The sequence below is a fragment of the Actinoplanes lutulentus genome, assembly GCF_003259845.1.
GTDB classification, from domain to species: Bacteria; Actinomycetota; Actinomycetes; order Mycobacteriales; family Micromonosporaceae; genus Actinoplanes; species Actinoplanes lutulentus.
The window spans coordinates 14,865-32,760 of record NZ_QLMJ01000011.1 but is presented as its reverse complement, the minus strand read 5'-3'; the positions used below and the strand labels follow the sequence as shown (position 1 = coordinate 32,760).

Annotated in this window: 14 protein-coding genes; 6 read left to right on the top strand and 8 right to left on the bottom strand. The window is 68.8% G+C overall.

From position 1 onward, the window contains the following. Window positions 1-64 precede the first annotated feature (64 nt). The 5 genes from B0I29_RS22935 to B0I29_RS22915 all read left to right on the top strand — a co-directional run bounded on the left by B0I29_RS22935 (window position 65) and on the right by B0I29_RS22915 (window position 4,930). Window positions 65-745, top strand: a complete 681-nt coding sequence (locus B0I29_RS22935; protein WP_111651113.1) for an ABC transporter ATP-binding protein — start codon at window positions 65-67, stop codon at window positions 743-745. Window positions 746-895: 150 nt separating this feature from the next. Beyond that, window positions 896-3,220, top strand: coding sequence for an ABC transporter permease (locus B0I29_RS22930; RefSeq protein ID WP_111651112.1), 2,325 nt, complete (start codon window positions 896-898; stop codon window positions 3,218-3,220). 80 nt (window positions 3,221-3,300) lie between these two features. Next, a complete protein-coding gene (locus B0I29_RS22925; protein WP_111651111.1) occupies window positions 3,301-3,729 on the top strand; it encodes a hypothetical protein in 429 nt (142 codons plus the stop codon). Then, window positions 3,723-3,956 (top strand): helix-turn-helix transcriptional regulator, encoded by a 234-nt coding sequence (locus B0I29_RS22920; RefSeq protein ID WP_111651110.1) that lies wholly within the window; start codon window positions 3,723-3,725, stop codon window positions 3,954-3,956. Before B0I29_RS22925 ends, B0I29_RS22920 begins: the two co-directional genes overlap by 7 nt. After that, window positions 3,953-4,930 carry an NAD(P)-dependent alcohol dehydrogenase gene (locus B0I29_RS22915; RefSeq protein ID WP_111651109.1) on the top strand — a complete coding sequence of 326 codons (978 nt, stop codon included), beginning with the start codon at window positions 3,953-3,955 and terminating at the stop codon, window positions 4,928-4,930. Before B0I29_RS22920 ends, B0I29_RS22915 begins: the two co-directional genes overlap by 4 nt. Before the next feature lie 711 nt (window positions 4,931-5,641). Here B0I29_RS22915 and B0I29_RS22910 read toward each other — a convergent pair. The 6 genes from B0I29_RS22910 to B0I29_RS22885 form a co-directional block, all read right to left on the bottom strand. Further along, window positions 5,642-7,255 (bottom strand): acyl-CoA dehydrogenase family protein, encoded by a 1,614-nt coding sequence (locus tag B0I29_RS22910; RefSeq protein WP_111651108.1) that lies wholly within the window; start codon window positions 7,253-7,255, stop codon window positions 5,642-5,644. Beyond that, a complete protein-coding gene (locus B0I29_RS45865; protein ID WP_111651107.1) occupies window positions 7,252-8,670 on the bottom strand; it encodes a patatin-like phospholipase family protein in 1,419 nt (472 codons plus the stop codon). Before B0I29_RS45865 ends, B0I29_RS22910 begins: the two co-directional genes overlap by 4 nt. Beyond that, window positions 8,667-9,287, bottom strand: a complete 621-nt coding sequence (locus B0I29_RS22900) for a TetR/AcrR family transcriptional regulator (RefSeq protein ID WP_111651106.1) — start codon at window positions 9,285-9,287, stop codon at window positions 8,667-8,669. The genes B0I29_RS45865 and B0I29_RS22900 overlap by 4 nt, the downstream gene beginning before the upstream one ends. A gap of 158 nt (window positions 9,288-9,445) precedes the next feature. Then, the gene (locus tag B0I29_RS22895; RefSeq protein ID WP_111651105.1) at window positions 9,446-10,870 is read right to left on the bottom strand and encodes a sulfatase family protein; all 1,425 of its coding nucleotides are present in this window, start codon (window positions 10,868-10,870) and stop codon (window positions 9,446-9,448) included. Between the two features lie 27 nt (window positions 10,871-10,897). Beyond that, entirely contained in the window at window positions 10,898-13,144 is a 2,247-nt protein-coding gene (locus B0I29_RS22890; RefSeq protein WP_146616863.1) for a putative bifunctional diguanylate cyclase/phosphodiesterase, read from the bottom strand. A 23-nt stretch (window positions 13,145-13,167) separates the two neighbouring features. Beyond that, window positions 13,168-14,073 carry a DMT family transporter gene (locus tag B0I29_RS22885; protein WP_181557932.1) on the bottom strand — a complete coding sequence of 302 codons (906 nt, stop codon included), beginning with the start codon at window positions 14,071-14,073 and terminating at the stop codon, window positions 13,168-13,170. Between the two features lie 81 nt (window positions 14,074-14,154). Between B0I29_RS22885 and B0I29_RS22880 the strand changes: the two genes are divergently transcribed. Then, complete coding sequence (locus B0I29_RS22880) at window positions 14,155-14,619, top strand: Lrp/AsnC family transcriptional regulator (RefSeq protein WP_111651102.1); 465 nt, start codon at window positions 14,155-14,157, stop codon at window positions 14,617-14,619. A 10-nt stretch (window positions 14,620-14,629) separates the two neighbouring features. Here B0I29_RS22880 and B0I29_RS22875 read toward each other — a convergent pair whose 3' ends face one another. Beyond that, complete coding sequence (locus B0I29_RS22875) at window positions 14,630-17,191, bottom strand: caspase, EACC1-associated type (RefSeq protein WP_181557931.1); 2,562 nt, start codon at window positions 17,189-17,191, stop codon at window positions 14,630-14,632. Window positions 17,192-17,212: 21 nt separating this feature from the next. Beyond that, window positions 17,213-17,845, bottom strand: a complete 633-nt coding sequence (locus B0I29_RS22870; RefSeq protein WP_111651100.1) for an ATP-grasp domain-containing protein — start codon at window positions 17,843-17,845, stop codon at window positions 17,213-17,215. Between the last annotated feature and the right edge of the window lie 51 nt (window positions 17,846-17,896).

Here is a 17,896-nt window from a genome sequence, read left to right as displayed (position 1 = left end):
TCCCCTGAAAGCCCGCCACGCGCCCGATCCGCGACCCCCATGGCCGGGCCTAGCGTCCCGGTCCATGACAGATCTGGTACGCCTTGACGCAGTCACCAAACAGTACGAAAGTGCCGGTCCGCCGGCCCTCGACCATGTCGACCTGGTCGTCGCCGAGGGTGAGGCGGTCGCCGTGATGGGCCCGTCCGGCAGCGGCAAGTCCACGCTGCTCAACCTGGTCGCGGGCCTGGACCGGCCGACCAGCGGCTCGGTGTCGGTCGGCGGCACCGTGCTGAACAAACTCTCCGAGACCGCCCTGGCGAAGCACCGCCGCACCGGCATCGGCATCATCTTCCAGTTCTTCCATCTGCTCGACGAGCTGACCGCCCGGGAGAACGTGGTGCTGCCCGCCCAGCTGGCCGGCACCGGACGCAAAGCGGCCCTGGCCCGCGCCGACGAACTCCTCGACAGTCTCGGTCTGGCGAGCCGGGCCGGCGCGTTCCCGGCGAAGCTCTCCGGCGGCGAACGCCAGCGCGTCGCCGTCGCCCGCGCTCTGATCAACCGACCCCGGCTGCTGCTCGCCGACGAACCGACCGGCGCCGTCGACGCGGCCGCCGGGCAGCAGGTCATGGAGCTGCTGCGCGACATCAACCGCAGCGGGCAGACCATCCTGCTGGTCACCCACGACCCGGAGCTGGCCCGGCGCTGCGCCACCCGGATCGTCGAGGTCCGCGACGGGCACCTGCGCGAGCGGGTGGCGGCATGAGCGAGCTTGCGAGCGAATCAGTCAGCTCAGTATTGAACTCATGTCGACGCCGGAGCGAAGCGGAGATGGCGGCATGAGCGAGCTTGCGAGCGAATCAGTCAGCTCAGTATTGAACTCGTGCCGACGCCGGAGCGAAGCGGAGGTGGCGGCATGAGCGCGGTGCTGCGCGCCGCCGGGTCGGGTGCCCGGCGGCGCAGGGTGCAGAGCCTGGTGATCGGCGCGGTGGTGCTGCTCTCGGCAGCGACCGGAGTTCTCGCGCTCGGGTTGATCATCGCGTCGAGCGCGCCGTTCGACAAGGCCTTCGCCCGGCAGAACGGCGCGCACGCGGCCGTCACCTACGCCTCGGCGCAGGTGCCCGCGAACCCGTCCGGCGTCACCGCCGAGGCCGGCCCGTTCGCCACGGTCGACGCCGAGTTGAAGGGTGGCCACACGATTCGCCCGCCCGGTCCGATCGTCGGCCGGGACACCGTCGGCGACGGCGTGGACCGCCTGGAGGTCAGCGACGGCGTGTGGCTGACCGGGCCCGGCCAGATCGTGCTGAGCCCGAAAACTGCTGGGCACGGCCAGTTTCGCACCAAGATCGGCGACACGATGACGGTGGGAGTGGACGGTTCTCCGACGCTGACCGTCGTCGGGATCGCCTCGTCGGCGACCTCGACCGCCACGGCATGGGTGTGGCCCACCGAGTCGTTCCTGGACAAGCCCGCGGGCTGGCAGATGCTGTACCGGCTGGCCGACCCGTCCGCCGACCTCGCCACCGTGACGGCTGGGCAGACGGTCGTCGGCTCGACCAGCTGGCTGGCCGTCAAAGCGCAGGCCGAAGGCGTGATCAAGGTGTTCGTGCCGTTCATTCTCGCGTTCGCGGTACTCGGCCTCGTCCTGTCCGTGATGATCGTCGTCAACGTCGTGTCCGGTGCTGTCGTCGCCGGGTTCCGGACCATCGGCGTACAGAAATCGCTGGGTTTCACGCCGGGTCAGATCACCGCGATCTATGCCGGTCAGGTGTTGATCGTCGGCATTCCGGCCGGTGTTCTGGGCGTGGTCATCGGGCACTTCGCCGCGATGCCGCTGCTGAGCCAGACCAACGACGCCTACCAGGTGAGCAGGGCTCCGTCGGTGCCGTTGTGGGCCGACGCGGCCGTGCTTCTGGGCGTGACTCTGCTGGTCGCGGCCGCGGCGGCCGGGCCGGCGCTGCGGGCCGGCCGCTTCTCGGCTGTCCAAGCGATCACCGTCGGCCGGGCGCCGCGCGGCGAACGAGGCGTCCGGATCCGCCGGATGCTCGCCGCTCTGCCCTTGCCGCGTGCGATCGGATTCGGTCTCGGTACGCCGTTCGCCCGCCCCGCCCGCAGCCTCGTGACCGTGGTGGCGGTGTTGCTCGGGGTGACGACCGTGGTGTTCGCGACCGGTCTGGCGGCGTCGCTGTCCCGGATTTCCGCGGCCGGGGACCGGATCGAGGCGGTGCCGGTACGGGTGAGTATCCGCGGACCAGGGCCGATGGGACAACAAGGAGATCCGCAACAAGGGCCTCCGCGGTCCGGGGCGCAGCCCGCCGGGGCTCCTCCGGGCTCCGAGCCGGTCGACACCGATGCCATCCGGAAGATCATCGAGGCGCAGCCAGGGACCGCGCACGTCGTGGGGGAGACCGAGGAGAGCCTCACGATGGCCGGTTACACCGAGCCGCTGACCGTCCGTGCGTACCAGGGTGATGCGTCCTGGGTCGGATACCCGCTGATCCACGGTCGGTGGTACTCCGGCGTCAACGAGGCCGTGGCCGGCTCCCGGATGCTCAAACTGACCGGTACCAGGGTCGGCGACACCATCACCCTGGGTACGGGTCGGACGGTGACGATCGTCGGCGAGGTGTTCAGCAACGGCTCCGACGGCACGATCATGATGGACATGGCCGGCTTCGACGGCTTCACCCCGCGCACGTTCGAGGTGGGGCTGACGGAGGGCACGTCCGAGCACGCGTACACCTCCGCGTTGCGTGACGCGCTCCCGGACGGCCAGGCGGCCGCGGAGGTCAGCGCGGACACGCAGGAGAACGAGGTGGTCGCCGTGATGATCGCGCTGATCGCCACGCTGACCGTGCTGCTCACGACGGTCGCCGGCCTGGGCGTCTTCAACACGGTCATGCTGAACACGCGCGAACGCGTCCATGAGATCGGCGTACTGAAGTCGGTGGGTATGACGCCCGGCCAGGTCCGGCTGCTGGTCCTCAGCTCGGTGGCGCTGATCGGCGCGCTGGGCGGTGCGCTCGCGGTGCCACTGGGGTACGCCCTGCACGGCTGGGCACTTCCGGTCATGGCCGAGTCCGCAAACCTGGTCCTGCCGGCGTCGATCCTCGATGTCTATCAGCCGTGGACGATGGTCCTGCTGGGCGCGGCGGGCGTACTGCTGGCGGCGCTGGGCGCGCTGGTCCCGGGCGGATGGGCCGCCCGAACCCGAGCGTCCTCAGCCCTGCGCGCCGAGTAGCCACTTTCCATGTAAAGAATCTTTGACACGACTGCTACGCTGGCCGTGTCAAAGATTCTTTACATGGGCGGGGTGTCAGCGTGGCGCACGAAGAGAAGCGGGCCTGGATACGGCTCGTTGTCGCCGTGCTCGGGTACGGCGTCTACCTGGCCGTCGTCCTCAGCGGATCCGGCGGGCGGCCGGTGCACGAGGTCGCGTACGCATCGGCGCTCTTGATCTCGGTTGGCGCGGCGATAGCCGCCGCAGTGGCCGCGGAGACCGCCTGGGCCGCGCTCGCGCCGGGAGCGTCGCGGGCGTCCGACGAGCGGGACCGGGAGATCGGGCGGCTCGGCGACCACGTCGGACAGGCGTTCGTGGTGATCGGCGCGGTCGCCGCGATGCTGATGGCGATGGCCGAGATCGATCACTTCTGGATCGCCAACGTCATCTATCTCGGGTTTGTCCTGTCGGCGATCCTGGGCGGCATCGCCAAGGTCGTCGTCTACCGCACCGGCGTGCCGCAGTGGTGAAGCCGACCAGTGTCACCAACCGGATCCGTGCGCTGCGATCGGCGCACGGCGAGATGACCCAGGCCGAGCTGGCCGATCGCGTCGGCGTGACCCGGCAGACGCTGATCGCCATCGAACAGAGTCGTTATTCGCCGTCGCTGGAGGTCGCCTTCAAGATCGCCCGAGTGTTCGGCGCGCCGCTCGACGACGTCTTCCAGTACCCCGTCTCCCCGGAGGAGCAGCCGTGAAAGCCATCGCCTCAGACCGATACGGATCAGCTGACCTTCTCTCCCTGCGCGACGTCGCGACGCCGTCGATCGGTGACGACGACGTCCTCGTCGAGGTGCGCGCCGCCGCCGTCGACCCCGGCGTCTGGATCTTCATGACCGGCCGGCCGCTCGCCGCGCGCCTCGCGTCCGGAGTCCGCAGCCCCCGCAACCCGGTCCTCGGCCGCGCCCTCGCCGGCGTGGTCGCGGCGGTCGGCGCCCGCGTCACCCGGCTACGGCCCGGCGACCACGTCTACGGCACCGGCGAAAGCGGCACTTTCGCCGAATTCGCCCGCGCCCGCGAACGCCGCCTCGCCCGCATGCCCGCGAACCTGACCTTCGAACAGGCCGCCGCCGTCCCCATCTCCGCGGTCACGGCCTTGCAGGCCATCAAGGACGCGAGGGTACGCGCGAACCACCGCGTGCTGGTCATCGGCGCGGGCGGTGGCGTCGGCACGTTCGCGGTGCAGCTGGCCAAACACAAGGAAGCGCTGGTCACCGGCGTGTGCGGCCCGTCGAAGGTGCAGCTCGTGCGCAGCCTCGGCGCGGTGGACGTCGTCGACTACACGCAACGCGAGATCGACGGGACCGGCGTGCAGTACGACGCGATCATCGACACCGCCGGCAACCGGCCGCTGTCGTTGCTGCGCCGGGCGAGCACACCGGACGGGACGATCGCCCTGGTCGGCGGCGGCCACGCGAAGGGTCCGGTGCTGGGCGGTTTCGGACGTCAGATGGCAGCCCCGCTGATCTCGCCGTTCGGGCGGGCCCGGCTCGTGGGCGTGACAGCCGGTGAGCGTCACACCGATCTGGACGAGCTGACAACGCTGCTGGAGTCGGGCGTGATCACCCCGGTGGTCGGCCGCACCTATCCGCTGGCGGAGACGGCCGACGCGATCCGCTACATCGAGGAGGGCCACCCCACCGGCAAGGTGGTCATCACCGTCCGCAGCTGACGGCGCCCGCCCGCGCATGTCGACTTCGGGCGCCCGTGTCGACTTCGGACGCGGAGGGCCGGCAAGGAAACCACCCGGCGTCAGAGCGACCTCACTGCCGACAGTCGCAGGAGTCGCCGCGAGTTCCCGAGGTCCGGCTGTCACTCACGGCCGCCACACGCGACAGCCGGCAGCCGTGAGTGGCAGCCCGGTCCAAGCCGGCTGCACGCCACAGCCGCCGCCGAGGTCAGCCGGCAGTCATACCCGACCGCGTGCGCGCCGTGGGCGGTCGGCTGGCGCTCGTGGTCGCGTTTGAGCCCGTGTAACGACCGTAAGCGCTGGCTGACCGTGTCCGGCTAGCGCTTACGGTCGTGTTTTCGGCTCGCGCACGACCGTAAGCACTAGCCGGACAGGGTTGGCCGGGTGACACCTGCCTGGTGGCTGTCGCGGGCGAGCCGTAGCTCAGATAGGTCATCGGACCCGAATAACAGGTCTGGACTACGGCTCGTCGGCCTGAGCCGTCGTCCAGGACTGTTCTGGGATCCTGATGACATGTCTGAGCTACGGCTCGCCACGACAACTCCAAGATCCGCGGCTTGCGGCCCGCGCTCTCCACCCGGCATTCAACGGGCCTACCGCGCCCCAAGTCGACACGCACCCCGGGAGCCGCCACCCTGTGTCGATTTCGGGTGCGGATTGAACCCGAAATCGACACGCTCTCCCCGTTGTGGCTCAGGCGCGCGCCACGATCCCCGCCAGATCAAGGCCGGCGTCCAGAGAGCCGTATTCAAAACTCCGGTCCGCCCCCAGCCTCGCCGCCACGAAACCGTCCGACACCGCCGCGGGCGCCTCCCGGATCAGCACCGCCGACTGCAATCCCAGTGCCAGCGCCTCCACCACCCGCCGCGCCTGGCCGGCCGCCGCCGCCGGATCGGCCGCGACCTGCCCGATCAGCTTCCGGGTGGCCGCCACATGAGCGTCATAAACCGGATATACCCCCAGCGCCGACGCCAGCTCCTGATCAACCGCCGCCACCGACTCCGGCTCCCGGGCCATCGCTCGCAGGACATCCAGGGCGATCACATTCCCCGACCCTTCCCACACCGCCATCACCGGCTGCTCCCGATAACGGCGAGCCAGCGGGAAACTCTCCGTGTAGCCATTCCCGCCGAGGCATTCCAGCGCCTCATAAGCGTGGTTCGGCCCGCGCTTGCACACCCAATATTTCGCCACCGCCGTCGCCAGCCGGGAGAACGCCGCCGCGGAAGGATCGTCATAGGCGGCGGCCAGCCGTAACGCCATCCACGTCGCCGCCTCCGCCTCCAGTTGCAGATCGGCGATCACCGCGGTCATCGCCGGCTGGTCGATCAGCACCGCGCCGAAAGCACTCCGATGCCGCACGTGCCATGCGGCCTCGGACACCGCCTGCCGCATTCCGGCGGCACTTCCCAGCACGCAATCCAGCCGGGTCTGGGCGACCATTTCGATGATCGTCCGTACGCCGCGCCCCTGCTCACCGAGCAGCCAGCCGACCGTCCCGTCGAGTTCGATCTCGGAGGACGCGTTCGACTTGTTGCCGAGTTTGTCCTTGAGCCGCTGAATCCGGAAGACATTCGGTGAGCCGTCCGGCAGCACCCGGGGAACCAGGAAACACGAGAGCCCGCCGGGTGCCTGGGCGAGGACCAGGAAAGCATCCGACTGCGGTGCCGAACAGAACCACTTGTGCCCGGTCAGAATCCACGAACCGTCAGAGGAGGCGACAGCACGGGTGCTGTTCGCGCGTACGTCGGACCCGCCTTGTTTCTCCGTCATGGCCATGCCAAAAATCGCGGAGGTCTTGGTCGCAGGGTCTTGAAGTTGCGGGTCGTAGACCCGCGAATAGACCTTCGGCAACCATTCCGAAGCCAATGACGGCGTGAATTTCAGCGACGGCACGACGGCGTGGGTCATGCTCACCGGGCATGCGTGGCCCGGTTCGATCTGCGCGAAGAGCATGAATGTGGCGGCGCGGGCCACATGCGCGCCGGGGCGAGGCGACGACCAGCAGCTCGTGTGCGCGCCATGGGAGATCGCCGCGCCCATGATCCGGTGGTAAGCCGGGTGGAAATCGACCGCATCGACCCGATTTCCCCAGCGGTCGTGGCTGGCGAAAACCGGCGGATTGGTGTTGGCGAGTTCGGCGTCGCGCTGGAAATCGGCCTGCCCGACCAGCGCGCCCACCTCGCTGAGCTGCGCGGTCGCCCACTGCGCGTCGTAGCGTTTGACGGCCTCGGTCATCGCCGGGTTGATCAGGTACTCGTTGAGCCCGGCCCGCGCCGGAGCCTGGTTGATCACCTCGTGGGTCACGACTTCCCCCCGGCCAGGAACGCGAGTTGCTCCCGGGCCGCTTCCGCGGCCGCAACGCGAGCGGCGCGCAAGGCGGTCTGGTCGCGCTCCAAGCGAGACGGCAACGGATCATGGGTACGCGGGGCGAGCGCGATAGTGCTGACCCCATGACACCAGCCGGCCCGGACCTGCTGCAACGTCTCCCGATAGCGATGCGGGCGACCCTGGTAGGCAGCGGCGAGCTCCGGGTTGAGCCGGCGCAGATAACGCTCCGCGACGACATCGCCGGCGCCGTAAGCGGGCTGCGTCCCCGGCGGCCGGGTGGCGAGCACGATCGCGTGGGTGGCGCCGAGCGTGGCGGCGGTGAGCACCGGTACGGCGTCCACGATCCCGCCGTCGAGCCAGCGCCGGCCGCGCAGCACCACCGGTTCACCGGCGAGCATCGGCAACAGTCCGGACGCGTGGATGCTGCCGATCAGGTCGGCCCGGTCGGTGAAACCGGTCAGCGCCTCGGCGAGCCCGGTGTCGACGTCGGTGGCGACCATGGCGAGCCGGCCGGCCCAGTCGGTGTCGGCAGCGGAACCCACGTCGAAGAGCTCGTCGACGTGGCTGACCAGACGCAATCCGTCGATCACCGGGCGGCCGCGGACGATCCGCCGCACGTCGATGAACTCGGGGGAGGCGAAGACCTCGGCGTAGGAATCGGCCATCGCCTCGGCTTTGCCGACCGCGAGGGTGGCGGCGTTGACGGCGCCGGCGGAGGTGCCGACGATCAGGTCGATCGCGGGGAGGACGCCTTCCTGCTCGATGACGGCGGCCATCGTGGCGGAGACGATGCCGCGCATGCCGCCACCTTCGATGACGAGGGCCACGGTGGCGCCGTCGTCGGTGTCGCCGGTGCGGAGGCGGTCGCGCAGGATCTGCTGAACAGTGGGGACACCGGTCCGGCCGTACCGTGGCCGGGTCGCTCCCGGCGGCCGGGACATTTCCGATTTTTCGGAAATGTCCGCCGCAGAAACCCCAGACGCCTCCGGGGCCACTATTGTCCCCTGCGCCACCGCCACCAGCACCGACGACCCGTCAGCGGCGACAGCGTGCAGCTCACACCGGCAAGCCGCCCGCCGCCCGGTAGCGTTCATCACCATCCCGTGCGCCCGCAACGTCACCCCACGAGCCTGGGCCAGATAGTCGATGCTCAAACCGGACGTCACCACGTTCGGCCCGAGCGCCGCCCCGCCGGCGAACGCGAGTGCCGTGTCGGCCGCGTACGCAAGAATCCCGCCGTGCACCGCCCCGTGATGATTTGTGATCTCCGGACGGATGTCGAGTTCGACCACCGCGCTGCCCTCACCGAACGAGACAAGGCGGGTCCCGAGCATCCGGGTGACCGACTGATCTGCGAGAACACGCTGCGCGACCGCGAGTGAAGGCCTCATCGTGTGGCTCCCAGCGCTCGGAAACAGAAAACCCGGATGCCGTCCATGACGTCGGCCTGCACCGCCGGCGAGGGTGGTGGGCTCTCCGGCCGGATCCACCCGACCAGCGCCTCGGAGACCGCGCCCATCACCGCGGACGCGGCGAGTCCGGCGTCCTGCGGCAGGAACTCGCCCCGGCGCAGCCCGTCCCCGATGATCTGTTCGCCGATCTCGGTGTAGGACCGCCGGTAGACCAGCCGCTCCTCCTCGACAACCGGGCTGACCGGCTCGAACAGCAGCGCCCACGCCATCCGCCGCCCCTGCAGCGCCCGCCCGCTGAAGATCCGGATCAGCTCGGCGAGCCGCTCGGTGGCCTGCTGCCCGGTGTCCGCGACGGCCGTGCGCACCATCTCGATCTCATGCTCGGCGGCGCTGCGGAACACTTCCGCGAGGAGGCGGTCGCGGCTGTCGAAGTACGAGTAGACGGACCCCACGCTCGCCTGACACCGAGCCGCGATGGCGGCGACGGTGGCCGCCTTGAACCCGTCGGCGGCCACCAGGGCGCGAGCCCCACGAAGCAGCCCGTCACGCTTCTCGGTCGCGTTCTTCCTGGTCAAAGCGGTCTGCCGATACGGCATCCGGATACCCCCAAGCTATGAATCCGGATTCAATCAATCGCAAGGATTGAATCACGGTTCATTCCATGCCAGCAACCGACTTGGGATTCCGGCCACAACCGCAACGATCAACGCGGAGATCGACCCCGGTCACCGTCTCCTGCCCACTGTGGACCCCGTCAGCCGCCTGCTGACCGGCACGAACTGCCCGCGCATGTGGCCAGCGCCCGCAATCGCTCGCTCAACTCGGTCACCCGCTCCGGGTCCAGCCCGCCGGCCAGGTTCAGCATCTGCGCCGGATCCGACCGCCGGTCGTAGTACTCCCGCGTCCCGTCCACGTACTCGACCCAGGTGAACTCAGCCGTCCGCAGCGCGTCATACGACGGCGGCGTGTTCTCTGACTGTTTCTGATAATCCGGATCGGCGGGATCGGTAGCCGGGTCGCTGTGCTCGATCAGCGACCCGGTCCGCCACTGCTGCGGCACCAGCCCACCGAGCAGCGCCCGGACACTGCGCCCGTCGACCATCCCCGGAACCCGCGCCCCGGCCAGATCGCCGAACGTCGGCCGCAGGTCGACGTTCTCCACCAGCGCATCACTGACCTGACCGACTTTGACACCCGCCCCGGCCACCACCAGCGGCACGTTCACATCAACGTCGAACGCGGTCTGCTTCCCGGGATTGAGCCGGTATTCGCCCATGTGATAGCCATTGTCCGAGCTGAAAACCACGACGGTGTCATCAGCAACGCCCGCTTTATCCAGCGTCACCCGCAGGTCGCCGAGCATCCGGTCGATCGCCTGCACGGACTGCACCCGTTGCCGGAAGCCACGATCCATGTGCGCGATCTGCGCGCCGGTCAGCGCCGAGTGCGGCGCGAGCCAGCCAGGCGCGTTTTTCGGGACCTTTCCGTACGCGGAACCGCGCGGCGCCGTCAGCCCCGGGAACGATTCCGCGTCCCGTGGCGCCGCCGGATACGGCAGATGCGGGGTGTACGTCGAGATCTCCACGGCGAACGGTTTCCCGGCCTGAGCCGACGACCGGATGAAACTCCGCGCCTTCACCGAGAGAACGTCGGTCAGATAGTCCTGAGGCCGCGAGCCGTACCGGACCAGCGAACCGTTCTCGTTCAGCATGTACTCGAAGTTGTCGTAAGCGTTCCCGCCCGCGACCCACAGATCCCAGCCCGGCGGCACATACCCGCTCTCCGGCAGATATTCGTTGAGATATTTGCCGAGGAACGCGGTCCGGTACCCCGCCGACTGCAGGTCCGTGGCGAACGTCGACTTCTCCTCACCACGGCTGCGGAACAACAGGAAACCGCCGTCCGACCCGTGGTTCTTCACGATCCCGGTGTTGTGCGGGTACCGCCCGGTCAGGATCGACGCCCGCGACGGGCAGCAGAGCGAGTCGGTGACCGTGTAGTTGGTGAACGTGGTCCCGTCCCGTTCCAGCCGCTGCACGTTCGGCATGTACGGGATGAGGTTCTTCGACAGGTCGTCGACCAGCACGAACACGATGTTCGGCCGGTCAGCGACCGCCGCGGGAGCAGGCGGGGCGAGGGCGGACGCCAGCAGCGCGAGCACCGGGAGCAGTGGGGTCATGATGCCGCCCAGGATACGAATTCACGCTCATACCCGCGCCGCTGCCCACTGCTCCACGATCAGCTCGGGCGCCACCGGCTTCGAGTAGAGGTATCCCTGCCCGTACTGATAGCCCAGCTTCTTGATCAGGTCGCGCTGTTCGACGGTCTCGATGCCCTCGGCGACCGACGCGAAGTCGAGCGCGCTCGCCATCTGGCTGACCGCGGTGGCGACCGCCGACTGCCGGCCGACCGTGGTGATCGACTCGACGAACGAGCGGTCCAGCTTCAGCGAGGTCACCGGGCAGGTCAGCAGCAGGCCGAGCGACGACGCGGCGGTGCCGAAGTCGTCGAGGGCCAGCTTCACGCCGAGCGCCCGCAGGCCCACCATCGCCTCGTGCGACTCCTCGTCGTCGAGGACGGCGGTCTCGGTGACCTCGATCGTCAGGTTGCCGGCGGGCAGCCCGGTGGTGGCGAGCACGGCCGCCACGTCGGCGACGAAGCCGGGAGTGCGCAGCTGGCGGCCGGCCACGTTGACGCCGACCGACATGTTCTGCGCCTCCGGGTGTTCGCGCCGCCACGCCGCACCCTGCCGGCAGGCCTCGCCGAGCGCCCAGAGACCGATGGTGACGATCTGCCCGGTACGTTCCGCCAGGGGGATGAACTCGACCGGTGACACCAGCCCGCGGGTCGGGTGGTTCCAGCGGATCAGCGATTCCACGCCGGTGAGCCGTTCGTCGGCGAGCCGCACGATCGGCTGGTAGACCAGCATGAACTCGTTGTTCTCGATGGCCTGCGACATCTCCCGGATCAGGACGGCCTCGGCGCTGACCCGCGCGCCCATGTCGTCGGTGTAGTGCACCCACATGCTCTTGCCGCGCCGCTTCGCCTCGTACATCGCGATGTCGGCCATGCTGAGCAGCGCGGACGCCTCGTCGCCGGGCAGCGCCGGCGCGATGCCGATGCTGGCCCGGGTGACGACGGTGTGCTGCCGGACATCGAGCGGCACGGCGAGCTGCCGCAGGATCTCGTCGGCGATCAGGGCGGCGTCGTCCGGGCCGGCGCCGGGCAGCAGGATCGCGAATTCGTCGCCGCCCTGCCGGGAGATTAGGTCACCGGGGCGTACCGCGGCACGCAACCGGTCGGCGACCTCGATCAGCAGGGTGTCGCCGGCGGCGTGCCCCATCGTGTCGTTGATCTCCTTGAAGTCATCGAGGTCGATGTGCAGCATCGACGACTGCCGGGTCAGCAGGCGCGGGATCTCCTCGGTGAAGTGGGTCCGGTTCGCCAGCAGGGTGAGGCCGTCGACCGCGTTGGCCTGGTCGAGCCGCTCGATCAGCTGCATGTTGTCGTGGAACGCGACCAGCTGGCGTCCGGCGACCAGGCAGGTGATCACCACGACGCCGGCGGTCGCTCCGACGAGCTGGGAGGTCGCCGTGTCCGGCAACATCATGAAGAACACCACGAACGTCACAGCGATCATTCCGTACGGAAGAAGGCTGTAAGGTCGTCGCTTTGGCTCGTCCTGGACGGCGCCGATGCGGAGAAGCACGACCTGGATCCACGGGCCGACGGCGATGCAGACCGACGGCAGCAGGCGGATCACGAAGACGTACGCATGCTCGGTGCTCTGGAAATCGCCGGGCAGGAACGTGCTGACGCCCTGGATCATCGCGGCGCTGACCATCGGCCAGGCCGCGATGCGTGCCATCGGCGGGTTCCTGATGAGCGCGACCTTGGTCGCGGAGAACGTGGCGACCAGGACCAGTGCCGCGGTGACGCTGGCGTTGGTCCGGTCGACGTGCACGCTGGAGATCGGGTTGAACGCGAAGCACCAGGCCACGACGCCGCCGCCGACGAGCACGGTGGTGGCGTCGAGCCAGAAGACGAACCGCTCGCGGCGGGTGCGCAGGCCCTGCGGGAAGATCAGGCAGGCGATGACGTTGCTGGTCATGCCGACCGCGAAGAACACGGTCTGCACCATGCCACCGCTCATCGACGGGATGCCGGGCGCGAGAACGGTGTGCAGGAACTGGTACGAATCGCCCAGGGTGAACGACGCCCCGGCGAAGCCGATCATCGACCAGAAGCGGCGGTACCGCGTGTGCGCGAGTCCCCGCAGACGCCAGCCACCGAGGGCGAGCGCGGCGTCCAGCGGGACCTGGGTCGCCCAGTAGATCTGGGTCTGCAGGCTGGAGTCGCCGGCGAACACGAAGAAGAGCCCACATCCGACCAGGGTTATCCCGATCAGGGTGAGCAGGACAGGGTCCCGCCTGAGACTCTCGAAGGGGCGCACGAAGGATAGTTCGGTCGGCCCTCCTACTTTCCGAGCGTTTGCTGCACGGCAAGGGTGGTGCAGGGTGGTTGCTTCTTGCCCGGCTCACGTTTTTTGCCCAACTCTGAAATCAGCGCGGCGGCGACGATGAGCAAGCCACCGGTGAGGCCGGCTCCGGTCAGGCGCTCGCCGGCCATCCGCCCGAAAACCGCCGCCCACACCGGCTCACCGGCGTAGATGATCGTGGCCCGGGTCGCCGAGACCGACCGCTGCGCCCAGTTGATCGTCACCTGGATGACGGCCGTGGCGACACCGAGCGCGGCAGCGGTGCCCCACAGCGTCCAGGACGACGCCGGCAGCGGCTCGCCGGCCATCGGCCGGACCGCGAAGGCGACCAGGCTGCAGACGAGCAGCTGCACGACGGTCACCCGGCGCACGTCCACGCCACCGGCGAACCGGCTGATGAACACGATCTCGGCCGCCACCGCGACACTGCTGATCACCGTGACGATCTCGCCGAAGCCGGGCCGCAGCCCGGTGATCGAGGACCCGGTGAGCAGCAACAGGCCGCCGAACGCGAGCACGATGCCACTCCAGCCGGCGGCGGTCGGCGCCGTGCGGGTGATCAGCCACTGCAGCAACGGGACGATCGGGACGTAGAGCGCGGTGAGGAACGCCGACGTCGACGTGGGGATCGTCTGGAGGCCGACGGTCTGCAGGCCGTACCCGGCGGCCAGCAGAATCCCGATCAGCGTGCCCACGGCGAGCTCGCGGCGGGTGATGCCGCGCAGCGCGGGCAGCGAGATCGCGGCGACCGCGAGAGCGGCGAGACCGAATCGGATACCGACGAACGACCACGGACCGGCCGCCGTGAGCCCGTGCTGGGCGACGAGGAAGGTGCCACCCCAGACGGCGGTGACGGCAACGAGAGCAGTTTCGCGACGAACCATGCCGCTCAGAGTGAGGACCTGGTCTGATGACGGGCAAATTCGTGCGCCAACGGGAGGGTTGAGCGCAACTATCATCACGGAATGGCCGATCTGGATGACAAAGATTGCGTGATCTTGGATTTGTTGCAACAGCAAGGAGATCTGCCGAACACCGATCTGGCCCGGCAGGTGGGCCTGTCACCCGCGGCGACGTTGCGCCGGGTGCAGCGGTTGCGCGCCGACGGCGTCATCACCGGGGTACGCGCGCTCGTCGACCCGGAGAAGACCGGCCACCGCATCGAGGCGTTCGTGCTGGTCGCGCTCGCCGAGCACGCCGAGGTCGCGGACACCCGTTTCGCCGAGGCGCTGGCCGGCATCCCCGCGGTTCTGCGCGCTGATGCGGTCACCGGTCCGGACGACATCCTGCTGCATGTGGTGGCTGCTGATACCCGGGAACTTCAGGCGGTTCTGCGTACCCTTCCCCGGATCGGCGCACGCAGGGTGACCACCCTGCTGCGCCTGGAGGGCCTCAAGCCCCCGGCCCCGATCCCGGTGAAGCCGTCCTGACGCGGTCGGATCACGGCACCTGGTGGTTCGGATCGTCCCAGAGCAGCACGAGCCCGTCGGCGGTGTGGTCCGGGTCGCCCGGCTCGGTCAGGAAAGCCCGCAGTTGGAGATCGCGAATCCGTTCCGGCAAGTCGGCGATTCTGCCATTGGAGATCAGCTGGCTCACCATGTCCCGGATTCTGTAGTGCATGCCGTTGCGACTCCAAATGATCACCGGGACCCCTGAGCGCAGTCCGGCGCCAAGTTGCTCGTCACCGCCGGCGCCTGGCGTTTTGTCGAGAATCAGAGCCGTGACGGTGGACTTCTTCTGCAGAATGTTCTCAAGCCGGGCCGGATCGATGCCGTCCTGAACGAAGTAGGCCTCCGCCGTTTCAGGTGTATCGGCAAGGGTGCGCCACCGCCTACGCCAGACGCGATGCCAACTCATGTTCCTCATCCGGTCCAGGCTGCGCACCAGAACGGGATAGTCCGCCCCGCCCTGCCGCGCCCATCGCTCGACCGGTGCGTTGAGCAGCTGGAACGGTAGAACGAACTCAACCGTGAGAGGGCCGTCCCGATCAGCGAATCTGGCCTCTGCGAAATCGATGATCTCTCGAGTGACCCGGTGCAGGTCATCGAACATGACCCGCCGATCCTCGCCGCGCATCAGCCCGGATTTGCCCCACTCGTTCCAGCTCGACACGATGTGGCTTCTGTCGTTGAGCACAGAGGGCTCGATCTGGATGACGATTCTTCCATGGCCTTCGGCGGCGGGAGGTGGCACGTCACCGGCCCGGGTCCTTTCCTGAACCGCGATCCGGACCTCGTCGAGCAGGTCGGTGAGCCGTGAATTCGAATCGGCGGGATCGATCGCCTGGAGAATGCGTTCGGCGTCTTCCGGGTCCATCCGGCGCAGCAGGGTCGCGACGCTCTTCCAGGACATTCGCCGGATCCGCCGGGCCGCGTACTCCGGTGCCATGCCGGCGAGCCGCTCGACCGCCTCGTCCGGCTGCATCCGCTCCAGCGCGAAAGCGGCCTCCTCGACGCTCATCAGGTCGAGTGTCGCCAGGTCCGGCGCATCGTTCCGGGGATGGATCGTGACCGTGACGACGCCGGCTCGCTGGCTGACCGCCGGTTCGGGAGCGCCGACCGCCCGGCAGTCGTTGATCGCTCGCGGAATGCCCGAGCCCTCGCCCTCGACGAGCCGCATCCAGGTCAGCAGGCTCGCCAGCCGGAAATTCCGGCGATGGGAGTCGCCCTCCAACTGCTCCAGCGCCAGACTTTCCCCAGCGGTGATGGTCTGAGCCGTCCAGCTGCCGGGGCTGCTCACCTCGACGCGATCGTCGAAGACCCGTACGTGCACGCAGGTCTCGCCGTGCTCGTAATCGCGGTGCACCACCGCGTTCGCGATGATCTCGCGTACGGCGATCATCGGATAGCGATAGACCGGCCGGGCGATCGGCGAGTCCTGGGTGGGTGCCTCGCCGCGCCGGGACAGCGCACCGACGAACTCGACCGCGCGGACGATCTGCTCGGGGATCGAACCGTGCAGGTCCTCCTTGTCGACGGCGACGCCCTTGGTCGCCCCGTGGAAACGGGTGCACTGCACGATCGCGGCCGGCAGCACCGCCGACGGGCTCTCGCCGAACAGCAGCGCGCCGGCCCGGGTGAGCCGCCCCGATCGCAGCAGGTTCGCGCGCTGCAGAAACTCGGCCGCGGTCAGCGCCCGGGGCATGGCGCGCACGATGTCGTCCCTCAGGTTCGCCCGGAACTCGTTGATCCGCTCGGTGCTCCAGGACGTCGCCGCCGTCGGTACGTCCAGGAACGGCAGGTCGTCCGGCAGCTCGTCGAGGCGTACCGTCGTCGGAGAAGGCGCCGGTTCGCGCCCGGCCGCGACGCGCCGGGCGATCCGGACCAGCCCTGAGCCGTCGAACCTGCGCTGCGGAGCGGTCCCACCAGGCCGGGCGCCGTCCAGGTGTTTGTAGAGATCGTCCAGGTCGACGAACCCGTCCCGGTTCTCGTCGACGGCCCCCGAGACCAGGCCGTCGATCAGCGCCCGGGTGAACGGGCTCGGCTGCCCGGCTCGCTCGGCATCTCTGGCCAGCCCGCTCGCCGGCGTCGCGGTGATCACGAACCGGCCCGAACCTCCCAGCTCCGCGGCGATCAACGCCGCCTTCGAACTTTTGAATGCGCCGCTGTGGCAGCAGTCGAAGATCAGGATCTTCTGCCGTGCGGGCGATTCCCCCACGTAGGAGCCCAGTTCCTGCCCCGAGATCGCGGTCGAGAGCAGCAGTTTCGTGTCGGTGTCCCGGCTGCACATGAAGAAGGTGTCGTTGCGGGTCAGCCCGTGCCCGCTGAAATAGAACAGCAGGACGTCATCCTCACCCGCTTCACTGAAGAACCGGTTGACGGCCCGCGCCGACTCGAACCGGGGATGCTCCGACAAGAGTTCGACCTCGTCGAACAACCCGACCGCCGGGTCGCGCAACACGTCACGCAGGGCAAGGCCATCGGTACGCGGCCCGTGCAGCTCGTGAAACGCGGCCGTGTCCGCTTCATACAGTGAGTTGCACACCAGCAGCGCCCTGTACACGCCGCCCACTGTACTGCCGTGTCAAGCACCTGAATCAATGGCTTGGGCGAAGGCGGCCGCGCGCTCCGGGTGCAGCGTGAAGAACTTGACCGGCGCCACCGCCTCGACCTCCAGCAACAGCAGGCCAGGATCGGTCTCCGGGTCGATCAGGTTTGCGGCGTGTGCCACCGCCTCTTCGAGGCGTTCGGCGGTGAATTCGCGCGTGTCCAGCGCGCCACCCGAAGAGAGCGGTTTGATCACCACAGTGCGCCTGCTTGCGCTCCTTCTTGGGTACGCGCGGAGAATCTGCTCGCGGGCATCCGGTCCGAGAATGATCGTCGGGACGGTGACCACCCCCGCCTCGGCGAGCGTCGTCAGGTACCGCTTGCTGCTGCCGATCCGGAGGACGTCCGGCGGGTTGAGCATCCGGGATCCGTCGGCCTCCCGCTCGGCGAGCCACTGGTCGAACTCGGCCAGTTTCCGCCACATGCTCCACGGCGACTGCAGCACCAGGACGTCGTAATCCGCCCAGTCGGTGCTGTTCTCCTCGTTTTCCCAGGCCGGCGTGTCGACGGTGACGCCGAGCCGTTCGAGCTCTGCGGCCAGCAACGCCGAGTCGGCGTCGTGCCAGTTGTCCTGAGGCATGCGTTCCGAGGTGACCAGAGCGACGCGCATCCCCTGACGCTAAAGCCTTATCCGCGTCTTAGCGATCACACAGCGCGCCGA